This is a genomic window from Thermomonas sp., from assembly GCF_046293095.1.
In the GTDB taxonomy this organism is placed as follows: domain Bacteria; phylum Pseudomonadota; class Gammaproteobacteria; order Xanthomonadales; family Xanthomonadaceae; genus Thermomonas.
Map to the genome: position 1 here is coordinate 522,597 of NZ_JBKBPN010000002.1, position 24,807 is coordinate 547,403.

The 24,807-nt window shown below is 69.6% G+C and carries 27 protein-coding genes and 1 pseudogene; 16 read left to right on the top strand and 12 right to left on the bottom strand.

The features are described 5' to 3' along the window. Window positions 1–7: 7 nt before the first annotated feature. Window positions 8–1,510: an NADP-dependent isocitrate dehydrogenase gene (locus tag ACK4SG_RS05880; RefSeq protein WP_409600635.1), complete on the bottom strand. Its 1,503-nt coding sequence runs from the start codon at window positions 1,508–1,510 to the stop codon at window positions 8–10. Window positions 1,511–1,547: 37 nt separating this feature from the next. Between ACK4SG_RS05880 and ACK4SG_RS05885 the strand changes: the two genes are divergently transcribed. The 3 genes from ACK4SG_RS05885 to ACK4SG_RS05895 are packed head-to-tail and all read left to right on the top strand — an operon-like array spanning window position 1,548 to window position 4,121. Beyond that, window positions 1,548–1,904, top strand: coding sequence for a helix-turn-helix transcriptional regulator (locus tag ACK4SG_RS05885; RefSeq protein WP_409600637.1), 357 nt, complete (start codon window positions 1,548–1,550; stop codon window positions 1,902–1,904). A 58-nt stretch (window positions 1,905–1,962) separates the two neighbouring features. Further along, the gene (locus tag ACK4SG_RS05890; protein ID WP_409600639.1) at window positions 1,963–3,192 is read left to right on the top strand and encodes a putative DNA modification/repair radical SAM protein; all 1,230 of its coding nucleotides are present in this window, start codon (window positions 1,963–1,965) and stop codon (window positions 3,190–3,192) included. Continuing rightward, entirely contained in the window at window positions 3,192–4,121 is a 930-nt protein-coding gene (locus tag ACK4SG_RS05895) for a TIGR03915 family putative DNA repair protein (protein ID WP_409600641.1), read from the top strand. Before ACK4SG_RS05890 ends, ACK4SG_RS05895 begins: the two co-directional genes overlap by 1 nt. Window positions 4,122–4,135: 14 nt before the next feature. Here ACK4SG_RS05895 and ACK4SG_RS05900 read toward each other — a convergent pair whose 3' ends face one another. Continuing rightward, a complete protein-coding gene (locus tag ACK4SG_RS05900) occupies window positions 4,136–5,188 on the bottom strand; it encodes a hypothetical protein (RefSeq protein ID WP_409600643.1) in 1,053 nt (350 codons plus the stop codon). 189 nt (window positions 5,189–5,377) lie between these two features. Here ACK4SG_RS05900 and ACK4SG_RS05905 point away from each other — a divergent pair. Continuing rightward, window positions 5,378–6,619, top strand: a pseudogene (locus ACK4SG_RS05905) (CynX/NimT family MFS transporter). A gap of 98 nt (window positions 6,620–6,717) precedes the next feature. Then, complete coding sequence (locus tag ACK4SG_RS05910) at window positions 6,718–7,275, top strand: hypothetical protein (protein ID WP_409600645.1); 558 nt, start codon at window positions 6,718–6,720, stop codon at window positions 7,273–7,275. Between the two features lie 22 nt (window positions 7,276–7,297). On the opposite strand, the gene ACK4SG_RS05915 is transcribed toward ACK4SG_RS05910, so the two are convergent. Continuing rightward, on the bottom strand, window positions 7,298–7,492 hold the full coding sequence (locus ACK4SG_RS05915; protein ID WP_409600647.1) for a hypothetical protein: 195 nt from the start codon (window positions 7,490–7,492) through the stop codon (window positions 7,298–7,300). A 15-nt stretch (window positions 7,493–7,507) separates the two neighbouring features. Then, a complete protein-coding gene (locus ACK4SG_RS05920; RefSeq protein ID WP_409600649.1) occupies window positions 7,508–7,786 on the bottom strand; it encodes a hypothetical protein in 279 nt (92 codons plus the stop codon). A gap of 316 nt (window positions 7,787–8,102) precedes the next feature. On the opposite strand from ACK4SG_RS05920, the gene ACK4SG_RS05925 reads away from it, so the two are divergent. Beyond that, the gene (locus tag ACK4SG_RS05925) at window positions 8,103–8,822 is read left to right on the top strand and encodes a hypothetical protein (RefSeq protein ID WP_409600651.1); all 720 of its coding nucleotides are present in this window, start codon (window positions 8,103–8,105) and stop codon (window positions 8,820–8,822) included. 9 nt (window positions 8,823–8,831) lie between these two features. Here ACK4SG_RS05925 and ACK4SG_RS05930 read toward each other — a convergent pair whose 3' ends face one another. Continuing rightward, a complete protein-coding gene (locus tag ACK4SG_RS05930; RefSeq protein ID WP_409600653.1) occupies window positions 8,832–9,674 on the bottom strand; it encodes a diguanylate cyclase domain-containing protein in 843 nt (280 codons plus the stop codon). Window positions 9,675–9,944: 270 nt separating this feature from the next. Between ACK4SG_RS05930 and ACK4SG_RS05935 the strand changes: the two genes are divergently transcribed. Beyond that, on the top strand, window positions 9,945–10,559 hold the full coding sequence (locus ACK4SG_RS05935) for an FmdE family protein (protein ID WP_409600655.1): 615 nt from the start codon (window positions 9,945–9,947) through the stop codon (window positions 10,557–10,559). A gap of 10 nt (window positions 10,560–10,569) precedes the next feature. Here the strand turns inward: ACK4SG_RS05935 and ACK4SG_RS05940 are convergent, their stop codons facing one another. Together ACK4SG_RS05940 and ACK4SG_RS05945 are read right to left on the bottom strand one after the other, a co-directional pair. Beyond that, window positions 10,570–11,406 (bottom strand): hypothetical protein, encoded by an 837-nt coding sequence (locus ACK4SG_RS05940; protein WP_409600657.1) that lies wholly within the window; start codon window positions 11,404–11,406, stop codon window positions 10,570–10,572. 102 nt (window positions 11,407–11,508) lie between these two features. Then, window positions 11,509–12,345: a class I SAM-dependent methyltransferase gene (locus ACK4SG_RS05945; protein WP_409600659.1), complete on the bottom strand. Its 837-nt coding sequence runs from the start codon at window positions 12,343–12,345 to the stop codon at window positions 11,509–11,511. 78 nt (window positions 12,346–12,423) lie between these two features. Here ACK4SG_RS05945 and ACK4SG_RS05950 point away from each other — a divergent pair, with 78 nt between their 5' ends. Beyond that, window positions 12,424–13,305, top strand: coding sequence for an acyltransferase (locus ACK4SG_RS05950; RefSeq protein WP_409600661.1), 882 nt, complete (start codon window positions 12,424–12,426; stop codon window positions 13,303–13,305). Window positions 13,306–13,340: 35 nt separating this feature from the next. Here ACK4SG_RS05950 and ACK4SG_RS05955 read toward each other — a convergent pair whose 3' ends face one another. Beyond that, complete coding sequence (locus tag ACK4SG_RS05955; protein WP_409600737.1) at window positions 13,341–14,600, bottom strand: NAD(P)-binding protein; 1,260 nt, start codon at window positions 14,598–14,600, stop codon at window positions 13,341–13,343. Window positions 14,601–14,612: 12 nt separating this feature from the next. Here ACK4SG_RS05955 and ACK4SG_RS05960 point away from each other — a divergent pair, with 12 nt between their 5' ends. The 3 genes from ACK4SG_RS05960 to ACK4SG_RS05970 all read left to right on the top strand — a co-directional run bounded on the left by ACK4SG_RS05960 (window position 14,613) and on the right by ACK4SG_RS05970 (window position 16,456). Beyond that, window positions 14,613–15,095: a cytochrome b gene (locus ACK4SG_RS05960; protein ID WP_409600663.1), complete on the top strand. Its 483-nt coding sequence runs from the start codon at window positions 14,613–14,615 to the stop codon at window positions 15,093–15,095. 107 nt (window positions 15,096–15,202) lie between these two features. After that, window positions 15,203–15,436, top strand: a complete 234-nt coding sequence (locus ACK4SG_RS05965; protein WP_409600665.1) for a hypothetical protein — start codon at window positions 15,203–15,205, stop codon at window positions 15,434–15,436. A gap of 99 nt (window positions 15,437–15,535) precedes the next feature. Continuing rightward, complete coding sequence (locus tag ACK4SG_RS05970) at window positions 15,536–16,456, top strand: M14 family metallocarboxypeptidase (protein ID WP_409600667.1); 921 nt, start codon at window positions 15,536–15,538, stop codon at window positions 16,454–16,456. A 12-nt stretch (window positions 16,457–16,468) separates the two neighbouring features. Here the strand turns inward: ACK4SG_RS05970 and ACK4SG_RS05975 are convergent, their stop codons facing one another. Next, window positions 16,469–17,233 (bottom strand): ABC transporter permease, encoded by a 765-nt coding sequence (locus tag ACK4SG_RS05975; RefSeq protein ID WP_409600669.1) that lies wholly within the window; start codon window positions 17,231–17,233, stop codon window positions 16,469–16,471. A 14-nt stretch (window positions 17,234–17,247) separates the two neighbouring features. Continuing rightward, a complete protein-coding gene (locus ACK4SG_RS05980) occupies window positions 17,248–18,195 on the bottom strand; it encodes an ABC transporter ATP-binding protein (protein WP_409600671.1) in 948 nt (315 codons plus the stop codon). 108 nt (window positions 18,196–18,303) lie between these two features. On the opposite strand from ACK4SG_RS05980, the gene ACK4SG_RS05985 reads away from it, so the two are divergent. The 3 genes from ACK4SG_RS05985 to ACK4SG_RS05995 all read left to right on the top strand — a co-directional run bounded on the left by ACK4SG_RS05985 (window position 18,304) and on the right by ACK4SG_RS05995 (window position 19,454). Continuing rightward, window positions 18,304–18,792 (top strand): DUF2975 domain-containing protein, encoded by a 489-nt coding sequence (locus ACK4SG_RS05985; protein ID WP_409600673.1) that lies wholly within the window; start codon window positions 18,304–18,306, stop codon window positions 18,790–18,792. Beyond that, a complete protein-coding gene (locus ACK4SG_RS05990; protein ID WP_409600675.1) occupies window positions 18,792–19,043 on the top strand; it encodes a helix-turn-helix domain-containing protein in 252 nt (83 codons plus the stop codon). Before ACK4SG_RS05985 ends, ACK4SG_RS05990 begins: the two co-directional genes overlap by 1 nt. Before the next feature lie 66 nt (window positions 19,044–19,109). Beyond that, window positions 19,110–19,454 carry a RidA family protein gene (locus tag ACK4SG_RS05995; RefSeq protein WP_409600677.1) on the top strand — a complete coding sequence of 115 codons (345 nt, stop codon included), beginning with the start codon at window positions 19,110–19,112 and terminating at the stop codon, window positions 19,452–19,454. Window positions 19,455–19,517: 63 nt separating this feature from the next. On the opposite strand, the gene ACK4SG_RS06000 is transcribed toward ACK4SG_RS05995, so the two are convergent. Beyond that, window positions 19,518–21,320 carry a DUF885 domain-containing protein gene (locus tag ACK4SG_RS06000; protein ID WP_409600679.1) on the bottom strand — a complete coding sequence of 601 codons (1,803 nt, stop codon included), beginning with the start codon at window positions 21,318–21,320 and terminating at the stop codon, window positions 19,518–19,520. A 156-nt stretch (window positions 21,321–21,476) separates the two neighbouring features. Between ACK4SG_RS06000 and ACK4SG_RS06005 the strand changes: the two genes are divergently transcribed. Together ACK4SG_RS06005 and ACK4SG_RS06010 are read left to right on the top strand one after the other, a co-directional pair. Next, window positions 21,477–23,543, top strand: a complete 2,067-nt coding sequence (locus ACK4SG_RS06005; protein ID WP_409600681.1) for a M13 family metallopeptidase — start codon at window positions 21,477–21,479, stop codon at window positions 23,541–23,543. A 105-nt stretch (window positions 23,544–23,648) separates the two neighbouring features. Further along, window positions 23,649–24,116 carry a YciI family protein gene (locus ACK4SG_RS06010; RefSeq protein WP_409600683.1) on the top strand — a complete coding sequence of 156 codons (468 nt, stop codon included), beginning with the start codon at window positions 23,649–23,651 and terminating at the stop codon, window positions 24,114–24,116. Window positions 24,117–24,134: 18 nt separating this feature from the next. On the opposite strand, the gene ACK4SG_RS06015 is transcribed toward ACK4SG_RS06010, so the two are convergent. Further along, on the bottom strand, window positions 24,135–24,686 hold the full coding sequence (locus ACK4SG_RS06015) for a peroxiredoxin (RefSeq protein ID WP_409600685.1): 552 nt from the start codon (window positions 24,684–24,686) through the stop codon (window positions 24,135–24,137). Window positions 24,687–24,807: the final 121 nt, after the last annotated feature.

Consider the following 24,807-nt stretch of genomic DNA (forward strand, 5'->3'; position numbering starts at 1 on the left):
GCCGGGCTCATTCGCCTTGGGCGACGGAGTAGCCGGGTTGGCCGTCGAAGCGGTACAGGTTCTCGGTCTTCACCGCCGGCAGGTCGTGGTCCAGCAGCCGCGCCAGCAGTTCCGGTACCTGTGCCGGCGCCAGCGTGCCGTCCACCGCCTTGAAGCGGCAGCGCCAGTGGTCGGTGCAGAACGTGTCCGGGTGGCCGTCCGGCCACACTTTGACGCCGCGGTTGGTGATCACCGCCAGACGCAGGCCGTCCTGTGCGGCGGCTTGCAGGCGCTGGGCTAGGGCCTTGGGGTCGCGGTTTGCCTCGTCCCAGTCAAGGAACACGTCCACGCCTTCCAGCACCTTGTCCTGGCGCGCGCGCGGCGCGGCGTCTTGCGGTGCCTGCACCGGGGTGGCCGGCGCCTGCCGGTAGTCCACCGCCGGCAGGTGCTGCGGCATCTGGCCGAGGCGCTCGACCACCGCATGGGCGAACTCGCGGGTGCCCAAGCAGCGGCGACTGGTGCGCTCATTGAACAGGTCGCGGGTGTGCAGGCCTTCCTCCAGCGTGCGCAACCAGGCGTTGTGGATGTCGCGGGCGGCGTCGGTTTCGCCGATGTGCAGCAGCATCTGCACCGCCGCCAGCAGCAGGCCGGACGGGTTGGCGATGTTCTTGCCCGCGATGTCCGGCGCCGAGCCGTGCACCGCCTCGAACATCGCGCCATGCAGGCCGATGTTGGCCGACGGTGCCAGGCCGATCGAGCCGGCCACCTCCGCGGCGATGTCGGACAGGATGTCGCCGTAGAGGTTGGGCGTGACCACCACGTCGTAGTCGCGCGGGCGCGAGGCCATGCGCGCGGCGCCGATGTCGATGATGCGGTGCTCGGCCTCCAGCTGCGGATACTCCGCCGCGATCTCGTCGAAGACGCGGTGGAACAGCCCGTCCGTGAGCTTCATGATGTTGTCCTTGGTCATGCAGGTGACCTTGCGCCGTCCGTGCGCCAGCGCGTACTCGAACGCGTAGCGGACGATGCGCTCGCAGCCCGGGCGGGTGATCAGCTTGAGGCACTGCACGACCTCGTCGGTCTGGCGGTGTTCAATGCCGCCGTAGGTGTCCTCTTCGTTCTCGCGCACGATCACCACGTCCATGCCGGGGTGCAGCGTGTCCACGTAGGGGTGGTAGGCCACGCAGGGACGCACATTAGCGAACAGCCCCAGCGTCTTGCGCAGGGTCACGTTGATGCTCTTGTAGCCGCCGCCCTGCGGGGTGGTCATGGGGCCCTTCAGCAGCACCGGATACTGGGCCAGCGCGTCCCAGGTCTGTGGGAGAATCCCGTTCATGTGGCCGCTGCGGTACGCCGCTTCGCCCATCGCCACTGGCTGCATGCGCAGGTCCGGCACGGCATGGCGGAGGACGTGCAGCACGGCGTCCATGATTTCGGGGCCGATCCCGTCACCGTGGGCGACCGCGATGGTGCGGAGGGACGGCACGGCGGCCGGGGCGGTATGGTGGAGGGGCGACAGCTGGGCGTTCATGCGTTCTCCTATTCACGTAATTTAAAACACGAAACACATGTCGCATATTGAAAAGCAAGCAGGGAAGGCTGTCAAGCGGCCGTCGGCCAGGCGCGCGTCGGCGCCGGTGGCGGCGCCCGGGGACTGGACCTACTTCAGCAACCACGGCCACGTGCTGTTCTGTCTGGCGCGCGAGCCGGAAATGCTGCTGCGCGAGGTTGCCGCGCGGGTGGGGGTGACGGAGCGCGCGGTGCAGCGGATCGTGGCCGACCTGGAAGCGGCGGGCGTGCTGCTGCGCCAGCGCGACGGTCGCCGCAACCGCTACACCATCGATCCCCGCGCGCCGCTGAGGCATCCCAACGAGGCGCATTGCACGGTCGGCATGCTGATCGACACGGTGGTTGGCAGCGGGTGAGGCGCCCCGCGTCGCGTCGTCTCAACGGGTGAGACGGCGCCCGCCGAGACTCGCCGGCATGCGGATCGAAGAAAAACTCGCGGTGCTGGCGGATGCCGCCAAGTACGACGCGTCCTGTTCCTCCAGCGGCGGCACGCGCCGCGATGCCCGCGGCAGCAAGGGCGGCATCGGCTCCACCGGTGGGATGGGCATCTGCCATGCCTATACCCCGGACGGCCGCTGCATCTCGCTGCTGAAGATCCTGCTCACCAACTTCTGCATCTTCGACTGCGCCTATTGCATCAACCGGCGCAGTTCCAACGTGCGGCGCGCGCGCTTCGGGGTGGACGAGGTGGTGCGGCTGACCATGGATTTCTACCGCCGCAACTACATCGAAGGCCTGTTCCTGTCCTCGGGGATCATCCGCTCCAGCGACTACACGATGGAGATGCTGGTGCGGGTGGCGCGCCAGCTGCGGCAGGACGAGCACTTCCGCGGCTACATCCACCTCAAGACCATTCCCGACGCCTCGCCGGAGCTGCTGGCCGAGGCCGGGCGCTGGGCCGACCGGCTCAGCATCAACGTCGAGCTGCCGACCGAGACGGGCCTGAAGACGCTGGCCCCGGAGAAGGACGCCGGCGGCATCCGCCAGGCCATGGGCCGGCTGCGCGCCGGCATCGACGAGGCCCGCGCCGAGCGCCGCGCCCCGCGCTTCGCGCCGGCCGGGCAGAGCACCCAGATGATCGTCGGCGCGGATGCGGCCAACGACCGCGACATTCTGCGTGCCAGCGATGCGCTGTACAGCGGTTACCGGTTGCGCCGCGTGTACTTCTCCGCGTTCAGCCCGATTCCCGACGCCTCGCGCGCGCTGCCGCTGCAGGCGCCGCCGCTGGTGCGCGAGCATCGGCTCTACCAGGCCGACTGGTTGATGCGTTTCTACGGATTCGGCGTGGCCGAGATCGCGCCCGACGATGACGGTGGCATGCTGGACCTCGACATCGACCCGAAGCTGGCGTGGGCGCTGCGCCACCGCGACCGCTTCCCGGTGGACGTGAACACCGCCCCGCGCGAGCTGCTGCTGCGCGTGCCCGGGCTGGGCGTGCGCACGGTGGGGAAGCTGCTGCGGCTGCGCCGCCATCGCCGCGTGCGCCACGACGACCTGGTGCGCCTGCGTGTGCCGATGGCCAAGGCGGGGCCGTTCCTCGCCGCGCTGGAGCACCGTCCGCAGGCCGACCTCGACAGCGTGACCCTGCGCGCGGCGCTGGTGGCAGCCCAGCGGCCGCGCCAGCCGGACCTGTTCGGCTTCTGATGCGCCGGGTCGTGCTGGCCGATGGCGGAGATCTGGCGGAGTGGCGGACCGCCGCACGCACGCTGCTGGCGGCGCGGGTACCACCGCCGCAGGTGCAGTGGGCGTGCGGGATGCAGGGTGATCTGCTCGAGACGCTCGCGGAGCCACTGGAACCAGCGGCCGGCAACGCCGCAGCCGAATGCGCCGGGCCGATGCCGGATGTGCGGGTGCCGCGCGAATTCCTCGCGTTGGCCGAATTGGTGCTTGCCCATGCGGATCCGCAGCGGCATGCGCTGCTGTACCGCCTGCTGTGGCGCCTGGTGCTCGGCGAGCGCGCCCTGCTGGGCATCGTCACCGATCCCGACGTGGCGTGGGCGCGGGCGGCAGCCTCGGCGGTGCGGCGCGAGCGCCACAAGATGAAGGCGTTCGTGCGCTTCCGCGAGGTCGCGGACGCGGACGGCCCGGTGTACGTGGCCTGGTTCGAGCCCGCGCACGACGTGCTGCCGCTGGTCGCGCCGTTCTTCGCCCGCCGCTTCGCCGGGATGGGCTGGTCGATCCTGACCCCATTGCGCAGCGCCTACTGGGACGGCGTCGTGCTGCATCTTGGGTCAGGCGCAAGCTGTTCCGATGCGCCAGGCGATGACGCGCTGGAGGAGCTGTGGCGGGTGTATTACGGAAGCACCTTCAACCCCGCGCGGTTGAAGGTGGCCGCGATGCGCAAGGAGATGCCAGTGCGCTACTGGAAGCACCTGCCGGAGGCGCGGCTGATCCCGGCCCTGGTGCGCGATGCAGGCGCACGCATGGGCGCGATGTCGAGCGATGGCCGCCGTGCCGCCGCAGGCATCGGCGCGAGGGGGACGGGTGGTGATGTGGCATCGGGCGGGCGGATGCCGTGGCCGCGCACGCGGCCACGGCGCACCGGCAGCCATCGCATCGATACGGCCGCCTGAGCGTCGCGCGGGGCTTACGGCTTGAGGGATGTCGGTGCGGCGTGGGTCGCGCGTGCTTCCGGAACGCTTTCGAAGTACGCCGCCAGGACCGCATTGCCGCCACCGCCCGGGAAAAAGGCGCGGCCCAGCGCGTCGACGATTCCGACGTAGACCTGCTGCGAGCGGCCTGCATCCATCAATGTGCCGCCGAAGCGGGTCAACGTGCTGGGCATCACCTGCGGTGCATCCGAGAAGCTCATGTGGCTGCCGCCGCTGATCGACACGCCCCAATGGGTGTCCTGTTGGCCGCGGGACAGGAAGTCGAATGGCGGTCGGCCCAAGTCGGGCACGGTGACCGGCCGCTCCGGCTTGGCAGACCGGCTCAGCGCCAGCAGCGTCGGGCGCACGGGGCCTTCGGCGTAGGCCGTGGTGCCATCGACCACGCCTTCGAAATCCGCGCATGCGGAGACCCGCGGTTCGTGCGAGCAGACCTCCACCGCGACCGTACCGCCCAGCGAGTGGCCGACGGCCAGGATGCGGGCCATGTCCAGCGTCAGGCCGGTGGCGCGCACGCCCCGTGAGGCGGGCAAGGCGTCCAGCGTCTTGCCGATGTCCTGCGCCCAGGCGATGACACGCGGCTGCCAGGCGTGCGGGTCGTCGGCTTGTTGCACAGGATCATCGGTGCCGGACACGATCCGACTGTCCGCCAGCCGCGACAGCCCGAGGTAGGGCGCATCGACCACCGCCACGGCATATCCGCGGCGGGCGATTGCGCTGGCCAGTTCCGCATAGTGGAAGGCCGCCACGCCGGAGCCCGGTGATAGCGTCACCAGCGGCAGCGCTGCTTCGACGGCGCGGGCATCACGACGGGCCGGCGCAGGACGCGCCGCCCATGCACGGATGTCCTCGGCCGGGATGTCGTAATAGCCGGACTCCGTCATGCGCGCGAGCAGGATGGGGTCGTCCGCGTAGGGCCGGGCTTGCCCGGTGCCGGCCACGGCCGGGTAATAGAGATCCACTCGCCATTGGCGCGCGCCACCGGCCAGCGGGTCGGTGCGGGAGGGATCGGTCAGGGCAATGGAAGTCATCCCCACCGGCGTCTGGTCCGCCGCCGGTACGGGGCCGGACAGCGCAAGAAGGCAAGCAAGTGCAAGTGCGAGGCGTGGCATGGGCGGCGTCCGTTGACAGGGCGGTGCCAGCCACGATGGCGCTCTGTCGGCGGCTTGGCGCGTGGCGAACGTCACATCGTGCTTGGTGCCGCTCTGAGATAATTCGGCATGTCCTCCCCCGCATCCCCTTGGGCCGGCCGCGTGCTGGTCCTCGCCGGCATCCTGTTGTCCGCCCTCAACCTGCGCACCGCGGTCACCTCGCTGACGCCGCTGCTGGACCTGCTGGGCACGCGCTTCGGCTTCGGCCCCGCCGTTGCCGGTCTGTTCGGCATGCTGCCGCCGGCCGCGTTTGCCCTGCTCGGCGTGGCCATGCCGAGCATCGCCCATCGCATTGGCTTGGAGCAGGCCGCGCTGCTGTCGATGGCGCTGGTCGCTGCCGGCCTCGCCGTGCGTCCGTTCGCGACCGGGCCGCTTGCGCTGGCGGTGGGCTACGCGGTGGCGCTGGCCGGCATGGGTATGGGCAACGTGGTGCTGCCGCCACTGGTGAAGCGCTATTTCCCGCAGCGCGTGGGCACGGTCAGCACGCTGTACCTGACCCTGCTGCAGGTGGGCACCATCGCGCCGGCGCTGCTGGCGGTGCCGCTGGCCGAGAGTTCCGGGTGGCGGGTGTCGCTGGGCGTGTGGACGTTGCCGGCGGTGGCGGCCGGGCTGGTCTGGCTGGGCGTGCTGTGGCGCTAGCGCCACGGCGATCCCGTGCTGGTGCCGCTGCACGACCGCGCGGTGCAGGCCGGCGATGCGGCGCCCGAACTGGCCAAGCCCGACCTGCGCCTGCGTCCATGGCGGTCGCCGCTGGCCTGGGGCATGGCGCTCATGTTCGGCATGACCTCGCTGGTCACCTATTCGATGTTCACCTGGTTGCCCAGGCTGATGACCGAAGCCGGCGCCAGCCCGGCGTTCGGCGGCACCATGGTCGCGCTGTTCGCGACGCTGGGCCTGGGCAGTGCGCTCACCATGCCCGCGGTGGCGGTCCGGATGCGCAACCCGTTCCCGCTGGTGCTGGTGTGTGCCTCGGCCTATGCGGTGGCGTTCCCGAGCCTGCTGTGGGCGCCGATGGCCGCGCCGGTGCTGTGGGTGGTGCTGCTGGGGATCGGCCCGGGCACCTTCCCGCTGTCGCTGACCCTGATCAACCTGCGCACGCGCACGCCCGCCGGCTCGGCCAAGCTGTCCGGCTTCATGCAGGGCGTGGGGTACACGCTGAGCTGCGCGGGGCCGATCCTGTTCGGCGTGCTGAACGATCGCAGCGGCGGCTGGGGGCTGCCGTTCGCGTTCCTCGGTCTGTGCACGCTGGTGATGGTGGCGGGCAGCTGGCAGGCCTGCCGCGAGCGCATGCTGGAAGACGCCGCCGGCTGAGTCCGGGCGGACTTCTCGCCCGCTTCACGCAGGCGCCGCGCCGCGGCCATGGCGCCGCCGGATACTGGCGACACTCCATCGACGTCGAGGGCACGAGCATGCATACCATCGAAACCCGTGGGCAGGGCGGCAGGCGATCCATTCGCGGGTGGCGCGGCTGGCTGTGGGGCGGAGCAGTGGGATTGCTGCTGTTGCCGGCGCTGGCGATGCGGTTCTGCCCGCAGGCGGGCGTCGATTGGTCGCCGCTGGATTTCGCGGTGATGGGCGTGCTGCTGGCCGCGGTCTGCGGCCTGCTGGACTTCGGCCTGCGCCGGGACGGATCCCCGGCCTATCGCGCGGGGTTCGCCGTCGCGGTGCTGGCCGGCTTCGCCACGATCTGGGCGAACCTGGCCGTGGGGATGTTGGGCGGCGAGGGCGATCCCGCCAACGCCCTGTTTGCCGGCGTGCTGGCGATCGCGGCGGTGGGCAGCCTGCTGGCGCGGTTCCGCGCGGCGGGCATGGCGAAGGCGATGGTGGTCACCGCCTTGGCGCAACTGGCCGTGGTGGGCGTGGCGCTGGCGTTGGGCGGCTTCCTGCCGCGCGAACTGCTGCTCACGGCCGGCTTCGCCCTGCCGTGGCTGCTGTCGGCGGGGCTGTTCGGACGCGCGGCGCGTTGAGCCCGGGTGACAACCAGCGCGCTCAGCCGGCCGGTTTGCGCAGGTGCACGCGGGGAGCGTCCGCCGCCGGCATCACCGCTTCGGTCGTGGGGGTGGCAGCGTCTTGCGGCTGCGCCGCTTCGCGCGCCTCGCGCTTGCGCGCGTCTTTCTCGTCCTGCTTCTTCTTCTTGGCCAGCTCGCGCTGGCGCTTCTCGAACGCGTAATTGGGCTTCGGCAAGTCGGACTCCTGGGGTCAGCGTGGGGTTTTGCGCGGGCGTCCCTTGCCCTGCGGCGCGGGCGGCTCCGGCACAGCATCGGCGGGCAGCCCGATGCGCTGCAGGGCACGGGTGGTGCCCAACACTTCGATGGTGCCGCCGGCCTTGCGGAACGCATCCATGTGCTCGGCGATCCGTTCCCGGGTCAGCGCACCGCCACGCTCGGCCGGCTTGCGGGCCTGGAACAGCGGGCTGGTGCGGCCGCCCGGGGAAGCGGTGGCCTGCGGGGGCGTTTCGGCGGTCTTGGTGCGCGGCATGCGGGCCTCCTGGGCCTGATGGCGGAACGTGTGCCGAGGGCGAAGGGCTGCGCGCGGCGGAAGCGGCGGTGCGCCCGGCGGGGGCAAGGACGCGGTGCCTTGCGGTGCCCGGGGGGCTGGAGCGCGCCCGTACGGGCGGGACGATCGATGCGCCATGCAGGGCGCGGTGGATGCAAGCAGCGGCTGGAACCAGCAGGTTTTGGCGCTGGGTGGCACCGTGTTCTCCCCATCCTACGCGAATGTGCCGGGGGGCGCCATGCACGTCGGGCCCGGCAGGCGTAGGATCGGCCCATTCCGACACATCGCGGGGTGGGGCATGAAGGCGTTCGTTCCGATGGGCCTGGTCCTTGCGCTCCTGGCGGCGCCTGCGCACTCCGCCAGCGGCATCAATGGCATCAACAGCGGCATGCCGAACCGCATTTCGATGAACGTGACCGTGCCCAAGCAGACCCAGGGCGCGACGTTCGGCGAGAAGGTCAATGCCGGGCTGCACGCGGCCGGGGGCGCGCTGTCGCAGGGCGCCAGCCTGCGCATCGACATCGCCTGCGATGGGCGCACCTGCCTCATCGCCTTCCCCGACGGGCAGGCGGTGCGCGCGGACCTGCAGGCCATGACGCTGACGCCCGTGGACGGTCAAGTTGCGCCGCCGGCCGCACTGCAGGGCGTGGTGCCCGGTGCGGGCATCGTGTCGGCGGCTGTGTCGTCGGTCTCCGCGCTGGGCGGGGCGACAGGCGGCGCGGCGGCGGCCAGCTACGCCGCGAGGGGCCGGATGGCCGGCACGCCTGCCGCGTTGCCGGCCCGGACCGTGGCACCCGATCGCATCGACGTGACCCAGCCGCTGGCCGACGGCGACTACCAGCTGTCGTTGGTGGTGGAGAAGGCCACCAGCGGGCTGAAGGACACGCTGAAGACCCAGGTGCGCACGATGGCAATGGCGCCGGCCCGGGTGCGGATCGAGCTGGCCTTCCAGGTGCAGGATGGCGTGTTGCACACCCGCCACGAGACCGCCAAGAACAGCATTTCGAACATCCGCTGAGCTGCGTCGTCAGCGCCGGCGCTTGAGGGCGTACATCGCGGCGTCCGCATGGCGCACCAGCGCCTCGGCGGATTCACCGTGCTCGGGGTAACTGGCAATGCCGATGCTGGCGTCCAGTTGCAGCGGGCCATCGTCCAGCACGCAGGGGGCGCGCAGGTGGTCGCGCAGCTGGGCTGCGATGGCGCTGGCGTCGGACGCGCTGCAGCCAGGCAGCAGGACCACGAACTCGTCGCCGCCCATCCGCGCCACCAGGTCGATCCGGCGCAGGCCCAGGTGCAGGCGGCGAGCCACCTCGCACAGGATGCGATCGCCGACTTCGTGGCCGCCGCGGTCGTTCACCTCCTTGAAGCCGTCGAGGTCGAGGAACAGCAGCGCGACTTGCCCCACCTGTGACTGGGCCTGCTGCAATGCCTGCTCCAGTGCCTGCTGCAGCCGGTGCCGGTTGGCCAGGCCGGTCAGCGGGTCGTGATTGGCCCGGTACTCCAGCTCGCGTTCGGCGTGGCGCATGTCGCCGATCTCGCGCGCCACCCCGATGCGCACGCCGCGGTCGGGCAGCCAGTGCGCCGACCACAGCAGGTCCACGGCCTGACCATCGCGGTGCAGGTAGCGGTTGCGGAAATGGCGTTGTCCGCCGCCCGCCATGAGCGCGCGCGCCTGGTGGGCCGTGGCCTCGCGGTCCTCCGGATGCACGTAATCGAACAGGTCGTGGCCCCTGATCTCCACGAGACGGCGGCCCAGCAGGGATTCAAAGGCTGCATTCACGAACTGGATACGGCCGGACGCATCGACGATGCAGACGGCGTCGGGCAACAGGTCCAGGACCTCGGAAAGCGGTGGCAGGTGGGCGGGCATGGAAAGCCTAGGCCGAAGGACGGCCCGACTGTAATGGAAAACGCCATCGGCGTGCGTGATGGCATCTGTGCGTTGGGAGCAGCCGGCGGGTAATGACAAAGGTGGGGGGTGCACTTTGTCCGCAGGCGCGAGCCGCGGCCCCGCCTTGATGCGTGCATGCGGCTCGGCGAACCGATCACGATCGCGTATCGTCGGGGCGACGCGGACGGCGCGGTGATCGACATCCGGATTGCCGGCCCGGCGGAAGGTTGACCCCCACGGAGCGATGCCATGCACCTGCCTGCCTTCTACTTGCACGCGCCGCGCCTGCTGCTGCGCGACCCGCTGGCCGCGTTCCTTGGCGCCGCCGACGATGGCCTGATCGAGTACGGCTATCCGGATGCCGTGCGGCTGGCCGGGCATTCCTGTCCCACCGTCGCCGGGGCCTACCTGATGGCGCGCGCCGGGCTGCGCCTGCTGTATCCGGACGCCGTGCCCGAGCGCGGCGCGATCCAGGTGACGATGAGCGGCGCGGAAGTCGAGGGTGGCAACGGCGTGGTGGCGCAGGTGTTCACCCTGCTGACCGGGGCGGCGGCCAACAACGGCTTCCAGGGCCTCGCCGGGCGCTTCGTCCGCCACGGCCTGCTGCGCTACGGCGGGGGCGACCTGCGCTCGGTCGCGGCATTCCGGCGCCTCGACAATGGCGACGCCGTGCACGTGTCGATGGATCTCGCGGCGGTGCCGCCGGCGCCGCATCTGCGCGCCCTGATGGCGCGCGCACTGGCGGATGACGCCAGCCCGGAGGAGCGCGCCGCGTTCGCCTCCCTGTGGCAGGACCGGGTGCGCCAGCTGCTGCTGGAGCATGCGGACGACCCGGTGGTGATCCGCGCCGAGCGGCGCCCCTGAGCCTTCAGGCTCAGGACTTCGCCGGTTGCGGCGCGGTTGCCGGCGGGGCCGGCAACGGAAACGCGATGATCGCCGGCGTCGCCAGCAGCACCTTCGAGCGGTAGCTGCCATTGAAGATGTCCTCTTCCTTCACCACCACCCGCTGCGCCTTGTCGATCCAGAAGCGCTGCACGTTGCCGCTGCCCGGCTTGCCGCTGTCGGTTTCCACCAGCCAGCAGGCGCGCGTCGCGCCATCGGCGCCCGCCAGCCTGCGTTCGCCCAGCACCACGTAGTCCACGTCCATCGGCGCGGCCATGCCCACGTCGAACAGGCGGATGCGCAGGGTGCCGCCTTTCTCGTAGGGCAGCAGCGGCAGCAGGGTGAGGTCGGAATGCCAGTTCATCCACCAGCCCTCGCGCATGGCGGCGAAGCCTGCCTCCATGATGGTGCGAGCGGCGTCCGGCAGGTCTCCGTCGATTTCGCCATGGCCGCTGGCTGCATCGATGCGGGTGGTGAACTGGCGTCCCGCGCGGTTCCACTGGCTGGTCTGCGCCAGCGTGGCGGCGTCCTTTGCCGCGTGGACCGTGTGCGCGGTGTGGACGATGCCGGTCTCGTCCTCCCAGGACTGGTCGATCACCCAGGCGTCGATCCCTCCCGATCGCTCGCGTTTCACGGTGCTGGTGGCCAGCATGGCGCGCTTCGCGCCGCTGCCGGCGGTGCCGTGGAAATAGACCAGGTAGGTCATCGTGGCCGGACGCAGCGCCTCCAGATGGAGGTCGGCGGCGGTGACGCGCACGGGGTCGGCCGCGGAGGCGGCGAAGGGCAGGCACAGGGCCAGGGCAAGCGGCAACAGGCGGAAAGCGCGCATGGGGTGGTCTCGCAATGGGAGGTCGCCATTGCACCGCGGTCGGTTGGCGCGAGGCAGTGCCGGCCGGCACGATGACCACCGGCCCATGCGCCGCGCACGGCTTCAGCGTTTCGTGGCCAGCACGCCGTCCAGCGCCAGCTCGGCGCGGAAGCCGGCTGTCTCCAGCCGCTTGGCGACCTCCCGCGGCACGTCGCGGCCGGAAGTCAGCTTGTTGGGGCTGCCGGTGTAGTGGAACAGCCGGCCGCCGCGCCGCAGCACCCGCGCCAGCTGCTGGTAGAACGCCAGTGAATACAGCTCGCCGGCGATGCCGAAACGCGGCGGATCGTGCAGGGCGGCATCGAACGCCGCATCCGGCAGGCCGGCGATCGCCTGCACGACGTCCGCATGCGCCAAGCGCAGGCGACCCGCGCTGTCGTCGGGGTCGGGCGACCACGGATTGAGCGTGCGCAGCCACAGCACGTCCTCGTTCTTCTCGAACGACTGGATGGCCGCCACGCCCGCCTCGAGGCAGCAGGCGGCGAAGTAGCCCAGCCCGCCGCAGGTGTCCAGCACGGTCTTGCCCGCGGGCTGCACCAGCGCCACTTTGCGGCGCGCGTCGTCCAGCGGCGACTGCCTGGACGTCGGCAGCATCTTGATGCCGTCGATCTCGAAGGTTGGCACGTCCCACCCGGTGGGCACCAGCTTGATCAGCTGGCCGGCGTAGCGCGACACCGCCGAAAACGATTCGCCATCCCACCAGTACAGCGTGCGGTCCTTGAGCTTGGCGGGGTAGGGATAGGCCATGCCGCGCCAGGTCCAGTGGTCCTCCAGCATCGCCACGGTGTCCTGGTGGCGGCCCAGGTCCAGCGAGCCCTGCCAGGTGGATTGGCCGGCGGCGCGTGCAGCCAGCAGGGCCTCGCCCAGCGGGCGGGTGAGCAGGGGCGTGGCGATGCGAGGCATCGGGCCATGATAACGGCGGACTGAAGTGCGTCGGGTTTTCCGCGACAATGGTGGCCCGTTTCCGTCGTGCTCCAAACGATGCCGCTGCTTCGCTTTGTCCTGGTCCTGCTGGTCATCTCCGCCAGCACTGTCCTGCACGTGGTGCCCCTGCTGCTGGTGGCGCTACTGAAGGGACTGCTGCCCCTGCCTCGCCTGCGGGTCGCCTGCAATCCGCTGCTCACGGGCCTGGCGGAAAGCTGGATCGGCGTCAACAACTGGCTGTGGGACGTCTGCACCGATACCCGGCTGGTGGTGGATGGCGATGCCACGCTCCGCAAGGATGGCCATTACCTGGTGCTGGCCAACCACCAGAGCTGGGTGGACATCCTGGTCCTGCAGAAGGTGTTCAACCGGCGGATCCCGCTGCTGCGGTTTTTCCTCAAGCGGCAGTTGTTCTGGGTGCCGCTGCTCGGGCTGGCCTGGTGGGCGCTGGATTTCCCGTTCATGGGCCGCTACACGCCCAAGCAGATCGCCCGCAATCCGGCGCTGGCAGGCCGCGATATCGCCGCCACCCGTCGCGCGTGCGCCAAGTTCCGCGCGATCCCGGTGGCGGTGATGAATTTCGTCGAGGGCACCCGCTTCACCGCGGCCAAGCACGCTTCCCAGGGCTCGCCGTACCGGCACCTGCTGAAGCCGAAGTCGGGGGGTGTCGCCTTCGTGCTGGACGCGATGGGCGAGGGGCTGCATGCCATCCTGGACGTCACCATCGCCTATCCGGCAGGGATACCCGCACTGCCCGACCTCATGGCCGGACGCGTCCCCGAAGTTCGCGTGCGCATCCGCCAGCGGCCGATCCCGGCCGATCTTGTGGGCGGTGATTACCAGAACGACCGTGCGTTCCGGGTGCGTTTCCAGCAGTGGATGAACGGCGTGTGGCGAGAAAAGGACGATGACCTGGACGCGCTGCTGAAGGCTAAGTGAGGCAGCGCTGGCGTTCTGCCAAAGTCACCCAGCACTCATGGCTGCGCAGGCACATGTTTCTGGTCTGCCCGACGGTGGTGAAAATATACGGTTTCTGCCGCCCAGCGCAGCGGCAAGGAATGCAGAAGCAGGTCGAATGGCCAATCCATTTGAAACTTGTCGAATGCCCAGCGCAGCAGCCGCTTGGTGTAAAAACGGGGTGCAGCGTCGATGGCGGCCTGCTCGGCTGGCGGGCCCTGATCGAGCAGGTGTGCAGCAATGGCGGCACCGACCCGCCAGCCATGATCCCAGGCTGAGTGGATGCCGCCTGCGGTGACCGGTGAGACGATGCCTGCGGCATCGCCAGTGAGAATGGCGCGGTCGTTGGCAAGGGCGCGCACTGGGCCGGAGCAGGGAATCAAGCCGGCGCGCACATGATGCGGTTTCATGGACAGGGGGAGTCCGGTCATCGCGCTCGTGTGCGCAAGGAAGCCGTCGATATCGGGGAGGCGCGCATGTGCGGGGTTGTGTCGAAGGGCCAGCCCTGCCTGCACGCCGCAAGGATTCTGCGCAAACCAGCCGATATAGCCCGGCGCATAGCGCTTGCTGATGAAACAGTGCAGTGCGTCGGAATCGACAAGATCGGCGCCTTGGAATTCGTATTCGACGCCATAAAGAAAACTCCGGACCAGCCCAAGCCCGCATTTGCGTGCGACCTGCGAGCGGGCGCCATCGGCGCCCACTAAATAGTGCGTGGTGCCGACGTCGGTGACATCCCATCCTCCGGCGCGGCGGCAGGCGTCGCGGAACGGCTGGCCCAGGCGCAACTCGACCCCGTGTTCATGGAGTTGGCTGGCCAGCCAGCGCATGACCTGGGGGGTATCCGTGGTCAGGAAATAGTAGCCAGGCGCAGTCAGACGTAGTTGCTTCAGACGAGGCGAGTACAGGCAGACCCTCTCCACGCGCCGCGTGGCGTTGGTGGGCAAGGCGTTGAGCAGGGTCTGTTCCGCAGCTTCTTTGACGATGATGCCGGTGGTATGAAGTTTCTCTCCTGGATCCTGCTTGCGTTCCAGTACGCATACCCGCAGCCCGCGGCGGGCTGCCGAAATGGCGCAGGCCACGCCGGAGAAGCTTGCGCCGGCGATGATGATGTCGAAATGGGGGCGGGTGGGCATGGTGTGGGATGCAGAAGGGGGCGGGGCCAGGCAGGGGATGGCGTCGGCAACGTTGAATGCGTTAGCGTAAATCCAATTCATCAGGAAGCTCTGGCCATGCTCAATCCGATCGTTGCGCGCTACAGTCGAATCCAACGGCATCTGCACTGGTGGATGGCACTGCTCGTGGTGCTGGCGTATGTGCTGATCGAGCAGCGCGGCCTGTTCCCGCGGGGCAGTGGTGGCCGCTTTGCGATGATGCAGGGCCACTTCTGGGCTGGGATCACCATCTTCCTGCTGGCCTGGTGGCGGATCGCCAGCCGGTTGCGGCATGGTGCGCCGCCAATTACCCCGCCGCTGGACAAGGTCAGCGCGTTGCTGTCGAAGCTGCTGCATCTGGCGCTGTACGCCTTTTTCATCGTGATGCCGCTGCTGGGCATGGCCACGGCGTGGAGCGACGGCAAGGCGGTGATGATCCCGTTCACCGGCATGGCCCTGCCGGCGCTGCTGCCTGAGAACGAAGCGCTGGCGCACCAGCTGGAAGATCTGCATGGCGCCATCGGCGAGGCTTTCTACTGGGTGATCGGCTTGCACGTGCTGGCCGCGCTGTATCACCACTGGGTGCGTCGCGACGACACGCTCAGGCGGATGCTTTGATTCCACGGTCTGGTCCGGGTCTGGCTTGACCGGGATCAGGGCGGGCCGTGTCCCGACGGCGCAGGCTTTAGCTATGCGCCAACAGGGGCGCGTCGCGGAGATCGTCCATGGAATTCCGGATCCGGCTGGCGTCGGAAACGCCGGACATGACCGCCATCGACGAGGCGCTGCGCCAGGTCGATCCCGCGGCGATCATTGATCGCGACCCGGCGGGCGGCGCGCTGCGCGCTACGGTGTGGCTGGGCGGCGACGAGCTGGCAGCGGTGCTGGCGCAGGCCGGTTATCCCCCCAGCGAGGTACAACAGCTGGCCTCGGTCTGCTGCGGTGACTGCAGCGGCTGAGGCGTCGGGCGGTCCGCTGCCGCGTGGTGACGCCGGGTTGAGGTCTGCGCCTGCGCGGGATGCGAGAATCGACGCTTCGACCTCTCGGGAGCCCCTCGGATGTCCACCCGCATCGGAACCATCGGTACCCCCGGCTTGGCCTGGGGAAATACAGAAAGAACGCAGTGGCGGGCGCTGCAATCGAAGAAGCGCAGCTACGCCGACGAGGTGCTGGTCCGGATCGATGCCCTGCGCGAGGCGTTCGAGGTGATCCGATACGGCGAAGTGGATTGGGGCGACGACGGCCGCTACCCGCTGTTCGCACTGCGCAGCCGCGGCTGGGATGACGCCCTGCCGGTGGCGCTGGTCACGGGCGGTGTGCACGGCTACGAGACCAGCGGCGTGCACGGCGCGTTGCAGTTTGCCGAGCGTCATGCCGCCGATTACGCGGGCCGTGCCAACATCCTGATCGTGCCCTGCGTCTCTCCGTGGGCATACGAGCGCATCCACCGCTGGAACCCGCAGGCATTGGATCCCAACCGCAATTTCGTGGCGGACAGTCCTTGCGCAGAGTCCGCGGCGCTGTGGGCTTGGGTGCGCCCGCTGGCGGACCGCGTGCGGATGCACATCGACCTGCACGAAACCACGGACAGTGACGAAACCGAGTTCCGTCCGGCGCTTGCCGCGCGCGATGGCAAGCCATTCCTGCCCGGCACAATCCCCGACGGTTTCTACCTGTGCGCCGACAGCGCCCGGCCGGCGCCGGCGTTCCAGCAGGCAATCAATGCGGCGGTGGCAGAGGTGACGCACATCGCGCCCGCCGACCCGGACGGCACCATCATTGGATCAAAGGTGGTGGCGCCAGGCGTCATCGAGTACGACTACCGCGCGCTGGGCCTGTGCGCCGGCATCACCGATGCGCCGTACGTCACCACCACCGAGGTCTATCCCGACAGTCCGCGCGCAACGCCGCAGCAGTGCAACGATGCCCAGGCCGTCGCGGTACGTGCGGCGCTGGACTTCGCGCTGGCGCATGCCTGACGGCGGTACGGTTCAGCGTGGCACCTCCTGCCGGCCCATCCGCCACAGCATCAGCGCGAAGCAGGCCAATCCGCCGATGAAGCCCAGTGCCAGTGCAAGATCGGCGCGGGCGGGATTGCTGGCCAGCTGGTTGACCGGCATCTGCCAGGGCATCGCCACGCCGGCCTTGGCGGAGGTGGCGACCACCGAGAAGAAGGTGCCGGCGATGCCTAGCGCGAGCGCCGGCACGAAGCTGGCATAGCGCAGCGCCAGCCACAGCTGTACGGCCACCAGCAGCCAGGCGGCCAGGAAGATCCGCCCGAGCAGCAGCAGGAATGCAGGCAGGTCCGGCGCGCCCGTGGCCGCCATGGCCGGCTTCAGTGCGCCGACCAGCAGGACCGCCAGCGGTGCCAGCACGGCCAGCAGCACGCTCATGCCTGCCACCACCCCCAACGCGCAGGCCGCCTTGGCGGCGTAGAAGTGCCAGCGCGGCCGCGGCAGTGCGCGCAGGTGGTCCCAAGTGCGTGGGCCGTGTTCGGTTTGGGCCAGCAGCGCGGCGAGCGCGGTGGCGCACATCGGCAGCATGAAGAAGGCCCAGATCGCCGCCGATGACTGCAACGGCATCGTCCATGGGACCGGTTTTCCAATGCGAAGCAGGTTGAAGAACACGAACACGGCGATCAGCAGCGGCGCGACGGCGGCCAGCAGCAGGGCCAGCGAGCGACGCAGTTTGTAGGCTTCCACCGCGAGTGCAGTGGCGAAGCGGGGCGGGGCGAAGGCAACGGTCCGGGTGGTCATGGCGGGGGTCCTCGTCAGGCGGCGGCCGCGGGCTGCGCGGCTTGCCGGTACAGGGTTTCCAGGCTGCGGCGGCGCGGTGCCAGCGCATGCACGCGCACGCCAGCCGCGCACAGCGCGTGGTTCAGTGCGGCGGCGACGACCTGCGGCACGTCGCCCGCGGACAAACGCACCACCACGGCATCGGCATCGGCGTCGGCCTCGCGCTCGGCCATGAAGCCATGATCGCGGACCACGGCCAGCGCGCGCTCGGGCGCATCGCTGCCGATTTCCACCTCGGCGGCCATGCCCGCCTGCAGGGCGGTCAGCGCGCCTTCCAGCACCAGCCGGCCGTGGCTGACGATGCCGACGTGGGTCGCGACCTGTTCGATTTCCCCCAGCAGGTGGCTGGACACCAGCACCGTGGCGCCTGCGCGGTCGGGCAGTTCGCGCAGGAAGCGGCGCATGTCAGCGATGCCCTCGGGGTCCAAGCCGTTGGTGGGCTCGTCCAGCACCAGCACCGGCGGGGCGCCCAGCATCGCCCGCGCCAGCCCCAGCCGCTGGCGCATGCCCAGCGAATAGTCGGACACCCGGCGACGCCCGTGCGTGGCCATGTCGGTGGCGGCCAGCACGCGGTCGATCTCGGTAGCGGGCAGGCCCAGCAGGCGCCGGCACAGGTCCAGGTTCTCGCGGCCGGTCAGGTGTGGATAGAAGCCCTGTGCCTCCAGCAGCGCGCCGACCTGGCGGGCAGCCGCCAGCCGATCGCGGGTGACGTCCAGGCCCTGGATCCGGACGCTGCCAGCATCCGGTAGCAGCAGGCCCAGCAGCAGTTTGATCGTGGTGGTCTTTCCGGCGCCGTTGCGGCCGAGGAAGCCATAGACGCTGCGCGCGGGGACGGTCATGTCGATGCGGTCGACCGCGGTGCGGTCGCCGAAGCGGCGGGTCAGGCCCTGGGTTTCGATGGCAAGGGGCGGTTGGTAGTGCATGGCATCGCCTCGGGATATTTAAGTCATACATAAAGTTTGCACGAACCCTATAATTTAAGTCAAGATTAAAATTCCACTGGCCGCCGACACCCGAAGACGCCCCTCGCCATGTCCATCCCCGATCGTTTCCGGCAGCAATGCCGTCTGCTCCGTATCGTCACGCTGGTGGTGTTCTGGGGGTTGTTCCTGTTGCTTGCCCTGGGCGCTGGGGGGTTGCCGTGGTTCCCGTCGCGTGCCGACGGCGACCTCGGAACACGACTGTTGTTGATGCTGGTCCGGCTGCTCCCGGGGCTGGGCTATCTATGGGCGCTGTGGGCAGTGCAGCGGGCGTTGGGCGATCTGGCTGCCGGCCGGCTGTTCCACGCCACCCTGGCGCGGGCGTTGCGCCATGTCGGCATCGGCGTGCTGGCCGGTGCGTTGCTCAGCGTGTTCGCGGTGACCAACCTCTCGCGCTGGATCCTGGGCAGCCACGGCAGCGTGCTTTACTTCGATCTGTCCGGCATCGTGCTGGGCGTGGTCGGCGCCGCGCTGATGCTGCTTGCGCAGGTGATCGACCGCGCACGCGCGCTGCAGGCCGAGCTGGACGAGATCCTCTGATGCCGATCCGGATCACGCTGGACGCGATGCTGGCCCGGCGCGGCATGACCGCGCGGGAACTGGCGGCCACGGTGGGCATCAGCGAGACCCAGATGTCGCTGTTCCGCAGCGGCAAGGTCAAGGGCATCCGGTTCCGCACGCTGGCGCGGCTGTGCGCGGCGCTGGGCTGCGCGCCCGGTGACTTGCTGGACTATGCCTACGATGCGGACGACCTGCGCGACGCCCACGAGGGCGGGGACGGCGAGGCCTGACCGGCGGAGCTTGCGCGCATCGCGTCCGCGGGCGATGGTGCGCAGCCCACAGCAGGAACCATCCCCATGATCGAACGCATCGATGCCGGCCCGCGCATGTCCGAGGCCTGCGTGCATGGCGGCATCGCCTACCTGGCCGGCCAGGTCCCGGAGACCCCGGGCGCCGACATCGAGACCCAGACCCGCGAGGTGCTGGAGGCCATCGACGCGCTGCTGGCGCAGGCCGGCAGCGACAAGACCCGCATCCTGCGCGCGCAGGTGTACCTGGCCGATATCGCCGACTTCGCCGGCATGAACCGCGCGTGGGACGCGTGGGTGGCGCCCGGCCAGGCGCCGGCCCGCGCCACCGTGGAGGCGCGGCTCGCCAATCCGGATTGGAAGGTGGAGATCGTGGTCACTGCGGTGGTGTAAGCACCGCAGTGACCCGGCCACGCGCGGCCCGGCTGGCGGGCCGTGCGCGGGTGGACGCCGCCGTCAGCGGATCGGCTCGTCCAGCATCAGTTCGCGGACGTAGCGCACCGGCGGCGCGCCATAGGACAGCACCTGGTCGTGGTAGGCCTTCAGGTCGAAGCGGTCGCCCAGCTTGTCCTGCATGGCCTTGCGCAGGTCGAAATGTTCCTGCGCGCCGACGAAGTAGGTGGGCAGCTGGGCGGACGTGAGCTGGGCGCGCACCCACTTGCCGGCGGCCTCGCTCTCCTGCTGGAAGGCATCATGCGTCATCAGGCGCATGGCCTGCTCGCGGCTCCAGCCGTCCACGTGCACCCCCTGGTCCAGCAGCGCGTTGGCAATGGTGCGCAGGTAGAACTTCAGCTGCACCAGCTGGAACAGCGGGTCGCCGCCCAGATAGCCCTGTTCCTGCATCATCCGCTCGGTATAGACCGCCCACCCCTCGGCGAACAGGCCGGAGCGCAGCACGCCCCGCAGCACCGACGGGTACTTCGCCGAGTGGCCGCCCTCCAGGTAGTGGCCCGGGATCCCTTCGTGGATGGACAGCAGGTGGATCATCCGGCCGTTGTATTCGCGCAGGAACGAATCCGCCTGCGCCTGGCTCCAGTCGTCCGGGATCGGCGAGATCGCGTAGAAGGTCTTGAGGCCCTTGTCGAGGGGGCCCGGCGAATCGCAATAGGCCACGGCGACACCGCGCTGGAACTCCGGCATCAGGATCACGTCCACCGGGGCATCCGGCAGGGTGACAAGTTTCTTTTCACGCACGAAACCGGTGGCCGCCTGCAGCGAAGCCTTGGCAGCGTCCACCACCTTGTCGCGCGCCGGGTGATCGGCATAGGCCAGTTCCAGTGCGGCTTCGATCGCCACCTGCCGCTGCGCCTCGGTCGGCTGTTCCGGCAGCGGCGGCGCGCCGGCCTTGCCCGCCAGCACGGTGCGGGCGATGCCGTACATCTGCCCGCGCACGCGCTGCATCTCGGCCTCGGCGCGCTGTTTGATCTCGGCGCGTGACAGCGAGGAGGACAGCGCGAACTTGAGCTTCTGGTCGTATTTGTCGGTGCCGATGCGGAAGTCGCCCTTGGCGTTCGGCACCAGCGTCTTGTCCAGCCACGCCTGTTGCCCGGCCACCGCCTGCTGGAGGCCATCGATCGCGGCGCGGGTGCGCGCGGCGTCGGCCGCGGGCAGCTCGCCCAGATGCGGGGTGATGAAGGTTTCGACGATCGAAAGGATGCCGGCGTTCTGCTTGGCCACGGTTTCGGCGTGGATCTTCGGTACCCGCGCCGGGTCCAGGTTCGCGCGCGCCTGGGCGAACAGCGCGGGCAGCTTCTCCATGCGGGCGGTGGCGGCGCGGATGCGGTCCGGCAGCGGCGCGAACTCGCGCGCCATCAGGCCGTAGATCGCACTGCCGGCAAGCCCGCCGTAGATCTGCGGGTCCCAGGCCCAGTCCTGCAGCACTTCCGCGGTCCACAGGTCCGCCTGCAGCTGGTTGTGCAGGATCGCGGCGTCCACCTGGTTGGCACGCGACAGACGGCTGGCGTCGAGGGCGTCAAGCTTGGCCAGCAGCGCCTTGTTGGCGTCGATCCGGCGCTGGCGGCCTTCGGCACTGAGGTCGTCCAGCTGGTCGTCGTAGCGGTGGTCGCCGATCTGGGTGGCGGACACGGGCGACAGCCGCATCCAGGTGTCCAGCGCTTCCTTGGACAGCGCGGCGAAGATGGCGTCGGCCGCGGCGTCGCTGGCGGCCGGGGCCGTGGCTTGGGACGCAGCAGGCGCCTGCCCGTCGCTGCAACCGGCAAGCAGGGCGGTCAGGGTGATGGCGAGCAGGGTGGGGCGCATCGGCAGGGTCCGGAAACAGGAAAGCGCAGACGATACGGGCGAAGGCCGCTTGCCGACAGTGCCGAAGGGCGGCAGCCGGGCCAACCAAAGTCACGGGCGCCGGGAGGGTGGGCAGGGTAGGCTCGGGGTTCCCATCGCCGCCATGAAAGCCTCCACATGAAGCGTTCTTTGCTCGTCCTCGGTGCCGCCGGCCTGCTGTCCGTCGCCATTTCCTCCGCCATCGCCGCCACTCCCGCCACCAAGGGCAAGGCCCAGCTGGGCAGCTTTGGCGTGGACCTGTCCGCGCGCGACCTGTCGGTCAAGCCGGGCGACGACTTCAACCGCTACGCCAGCGGCCACTGGATCGACACCTACGTCCTCAAGGACTACGAGACCAACTACGGCTCGTTCAACCAGCTGCGCGACCGCGCCGAGGAGCAGACCCGCGCCCTGATGGACGAGCTGCTGGCCCGCAAGGATCTGGCGCCGGGCAGCAATGCCCAGAAGCTACGCGACTACTATCTCAGCTTCACCAATCGCGCCGCCCGCGACGCCGCCGGCATCAAGCCGCTCAAGCCGGTGCTGGATCGCATCGCCGCGATCGACTCCCGCGACAAGCTGGTCGCCGCGTTCGGCAACGCCGGCATCGACGGCAGCAACGCACCGTTCGGCCTTTACCTCGGTGTGGACCGCAAGGATCCGGACAGCTACCAGGTGGGCCTGGGCGTCGGTGGGCTGGGCCTGCCGGACCGTGACTACTACCTCAACCCGGATGCGCGCTTCGCCAAGATCCGCGAGGCCTACGTCGCCCACATCCAGCGCATGCTGGGGTTCGCCGGCGTGTCCGGCGCCGATGCCAAGGCGCGTGCCGAGGCGGTGCTGGCGCTGGAGACCGCGCTGGCCAAGCCGCAGTGGGACCGCGTGAAGCTGCGCGACCGCGACAAGACCTACAACGTCTACACCTTCGCCGAGCTGCAGCAGAAGTTCCCGGGCTACGACTGGGCCGGCCAGCTGCGCGCGCAGGGCATGCCGCTGCCGGACAAGCTCAACGTGTCCACCCCGGACGTGATCCAGCCGGTCATCGACGTAATCGCGGCGACCCCGCTTACGACCTGGCGCGATTACCTGACCTTCCACGCCATCGACGGCAACGCCGACCTGCTGAGCACCGAGATCGACCAGGCGTCCTTCGAGTTCAACGGCAAGGTGCTGGCCGGCCAGAAGGCGCAGCGCGAGGACTGGAAGCGCGCGCTGGGCATGGTGGGTGCGCGCAACGGGCTGGGCGAGGCGCTGGGCGAGCTGTACGTCGCCCGCTATTTCAAGCCGGAAGCCAAGGCGGCGATGGACCAGCTGGTCGAGAACCTGCGCACCGCGCTGCGCAAGAACATCGAGCAGCTGGACTGGATGGGCGATGCCACCAAGGCCGAGGCCTTCCGCAAGCTGTCCACCTTCCGCCCGAAGATCGGCTATCCGTCGAAGTGGAAGGACTATTCCAGCGTCACCATCAAGGCCGACGACCTGCTGGGCAACGCCATCGCCCTGCGCGAATTCAACCGCGCCGACCAGAACAGCCGCGTCGGCAAGAAGACCGACCGCGAGGAGTGGGGCATGACCCCACAGACGGTGAACGCCTACTACAACTCCGCGTTCAACGAGATCGTGTTCCCGGCCGCCATCCTGCAGCCGCCGTTCTTCGACGTGAATGCCGACCCGGCGGTGAACTACGGTGGCATCGGCGCGGTGATCGGCCACGAAATGGGCCACGGTTTCGACGACCAGGGCAGCAAGTCCGATGCCGACGGCATCCAGCGCAATTGGTGGACCGACGAGGACCGCGCCCGCTTCGAGCAGCGCACCAAGGCGCTGGGCGCCCAGTACGACGCCTACTGCCCGCTGGAGGGCCAGTGCGTCAACGGCGGCCTGACCATGGGCGAGAACATCGGCGACCTTGGCGGCCTGTCCATGGCCTACACCGCCTACCAGCTCAGCCTGGGCGGCAAGCCGGCGCCGGTGATCGACGGCCTGACCGGCGATCAGCGCTTCTATCTGGCGTGGGCGCAGGTGTGGAAGGGCAAGTACCGTGACGAGAGCCTGCTGCGCCTGATCAAGACCGACCCGCACTCGCCGGTGATGTACCGCGCCAACGGCCCGCTGCGCAACCTGGATGCCTGGTACCGCGCGTTCGACGTGAAGCCGGGCGACGCCATGTACCTGCCGCCGGAGCAGCGCGTGCGCATCTGGTAAAGCTCGTAATGTCCGGTAGGCGTCGTCAGGCGCCTGCAGGACGGATCTCCGTTGCCCCTCGGCCTGCGTTAGGCTCCGCGGGAAACAGCCTCGCGGAGAGCGACCATGCGCCTGTTGTCCCTGTTCCTGCTGGCCTGCACCACGCTGGCGAGCGCCGGCGAGCCGGCCACGGCGCCCGACAAGCCGGGCTTCGATGCCGCGCTGGCGCAGCGCACCGGTGCGGACGATTACGGCATGCGCCGCTACGTGCTGGTGATCCTGCGGACCGGCCCGACGCCGGTGATGGATCCGGAGGCCCGCAAGGCGATGTTCGCGGGCCACATGGCCAACATCCAGCGATTGTCGAAGTCCGGCCAGCTGGCGCTGGCGGGCCCGTTCGACGACACCGGTGGCGACTGGCGCGGGCTGTTCGTCTTCGCGGTGGACGACATCGACCAGGCCCGCGCACTGGTGGCCACCGATCCGGTCATCGCCAGCGGCGAGATGGTGGCCGAGTACCACCGCTGGTACGGCTCGGCCGCCACCTTGCTGGTGGCGGGGCTGCACGAGACCTTGGCACGCAAGGCGCTCTGAGCCCGGTGCGCGGGGCGGTCAACGCTGGGCAGGCTTGGCCTGCAGCGCCGCCAGGGCGTCCAGCATCTGCTTGACGTGCTGGTTGGGGTTCATGGAGTCGAACTCCGCCACAATGCGGCCGTCCTTGCCGATCAGGTAGGACGTGCGGCTGGACAGGTCCGGCTTCATCATCATGGTGGCGTCGTAGGACTTGGCGATTTTGGCGCCATCATCGGCGGCAACCGGGAACTTGCCGGCGCACTTCTCGGTGTCCTTGGAGAACTCCGCCAGCCGCTCGGTATTGCCGGCGGTGACGCCGACCACGCTGGCGCCCTGCGCCTTGAACTTGTCGATGGCCTGCGAGAAGGCGGCGGCCTCGGCGTTGCAGCCCGGCGTGAACGCGGCCGGGAAGAAGTACAGCACCACCGGGCCCTTCGCCAGCGCGGCCTTCAGGTCGAAGGTGAACGGTTTGCCGGCGAGGTAGGCGGGCGCGGTGAACGCCGGCGCGGCGGCGCCCGGTTTCAGGGCGGCCAGGGCGATCGCCGGCAGCAGGGCGAGGGTGAGCAGCGAGGCGGTGGCAAGACGGCGCATGGCGGACTCCGGGGGACGGGTGGATGCTCATGGTACGCACGAAGCGTTGCGACTGGATGCAGGCGCCGGCACCGTCCCGTGATCGCCGCTGCCGGTGCGGGGCACGGCGCGGTCTGGTAGC

Bases quoted from the DNA above. Each gene is read 5' to 3' on its own strand.
- ACK4SG_RS05880 (WP_409600635.1), bottom strand. From the start codon at position 1,510: ATGAACGCCCAGCTGTCGCCCCTCCACCATACCGCCCCGGCCGCCGTG.
- ACK4SG_RS05885 (WP_409600637.1), top strand. From the start codon at position 1,548: ATGTCGCATATTGAAAAGCAAGCAGGGAAGGCTGTCAAGCGGCCGTCG.
- ACK4SG_RS05890 (WP_409600639.1), top strand. From the start codon at position 1,963: ATGCGGATCGAAGAAAAACTCGCGGTGCTGGCGGATGCCGCCAAGTAC.
- ACK4SG_RS05895 (WP_409600641.1), top strand. From the start codon at position 3,192: ATGCGCCGGGTCGTGCTGGCCGATGGCGGAGATCTGGCGGAGTGGCGG.
- ACK4SG_RS05900 (WP_409600643.1), bottom strand. From the start codon at position 5,188: ATGACTTCCATTGCCCTGACCGATCCCTCCCGCACCGACCCGCTGGCC.
- ACK4SG_RS05910 (WP_409600645.1), top strand. From the start codon at position 6,718: ATGCATACCATCGAAACCCGTGGGCAGGGCGGCAGGCGATCCATTCGC.
- ACK4SG_RS05920 (WP_409600649.1), bottom strand. From the start codon at position 7,786: ATGCCGCGCACCAAGACCGCCGAAACGCCCCCGCAGGCCACCGCTTCC.
- ACK4SG_RS05925 (WP_409600651.1), top strand. From the start codon at position 8,103: ATGAAGGCGTTCGTTCCGATGGGCCTGGTCCTTGCGCTCCTGGCGGCG.
- ACK4SG_RS05930 (WP_409600653.1), bottom strand. From the start codon at position 9,674: ATGCCCGCCCACCTGCCACCGCTTTCCGAGGTCCTGGACCTGTTGCCC.
- ACK4SG_RS05935 (WP_409600655.1), top strand. From the start codon at position 9,945: ATGCACCTGCCTGCCTTCTACTTGCACGCGCCGCGCCTGCTGCTGCGC.
- ACK4SG_RS05940 (WP_409600657.1), bottom strand. From the start codon at position 11,406: ATGCGCGCTTTCCGCCTGTTGCCGCTTGCCCTGGCCCTGTGCCTGCCC.
- ACK4SG_RS05945 (WP_409600659.1), bottom strand. From the start codon at position 12,345: ATGCCTCGCATCGCCACGCCCCTGCTCACCCGCCCGCTGGGCGAGGCC.
- ACK4SG_RS05950 (WP_409600661.1), top strand. From the start codon at position 12,424: ATGCCGCTGCTTCGCTTTGTCCTGGTCCTGCTGGTCATCTCCGCCAGC.
- ACK4SG_RS05955 (WP_409600737.1), bottom strand. From the start codon at position 14,600: ATGCCGTTGGATTCGACTGTAGCGCGCAACGATCGGATTGAGCATGGC.
- ACK4SG_RS05960 (WP_409600663.1), top strand. From the start codon at position 14,613: ATGGCACTGCTCGTGGTGCTGGCGTATGTGCTGATCGAGCAGCGCGGC.
- ACK4SG_RS05965 (WP_409600665.1), top strand. From the start codon at position 15,203: ATGGAATTCCGGATCCGGCTGGCGTCGGAAACGCCGGACATGACCGCC.
- ACK4SG_RS05970 (WP_409600667.1), top strand. From the start codon at position 15,536: ATGTCCACCCGCATCGGAACCATCGGTACCCCCGGCTTGGCCTGGGGA.
- ACK4SG_RS05975 (WP_409600669.1), bottom strand. From the start codon at position 17,233: ATGACCACCCGGACCGTTGCCTTCGCCCCGCCCCGCTTCGCCACTGCA.
- ACK4SG_RS05980 (WP_409600671.1), bottom strand. From the start codon at position 18,195: ATGCACTACCAACCGCCCCTTGCCATCGAAACCCAGGGCCTGACCCGC.
- ACK4SG_RS05985 (WP_409600673.1), top strand. From the start codon at position 18,304: ATGTCCATCCCCGATCGTTTCCGGCAGCAATGCCGTCTGCTCCGTATC.
- ACK4SG_RS05990 (WP_409600675.1), top strand. From the start codon at position 18,792: ATGCCGATCCGGATCACGCTGGACGCGATGCTGGCCCGGCGCGGCATG.
- ACK4SG_RS05995 (WP_409600677.1), top strand. From the start codon at position 19,110: ATGATCGAACGCATCGATGCCGGCCCGCGCATGTCCGAGGCCTGCGTG.
- ACK4SG_RS06000 (WP_409600679.1), bottom strand. From the start codon at position 21,320: ATGCGCCCCACCCTGCTCGCCATCACCCTGACCGCCCTGCTTGCCGGT.
- ACK4SG_RS06005 (WP_409600681.1), top strand. From the start codon at position 21,477: ATGAAGCGTTCTTTGCTCGTCCTCGGTGCCGCCGGCCTGCTGTCCGTC.
- ACK4SG_RS06010 (WP_409600683.1), top strand. From the start codon at position 23,649: ATGCGCCTGTTGTCCCTGTTCCTGCTGGCCTGCACCACGCTGGCGAGC.
- ACK4SG_RS06015 (WP_409600685.1), bottom strand. From the start codon at position 24,686: ATGCGCCGTCTTGCCACCGCCTCGCTGCTCACCCTCGCCCTGCTGCCG.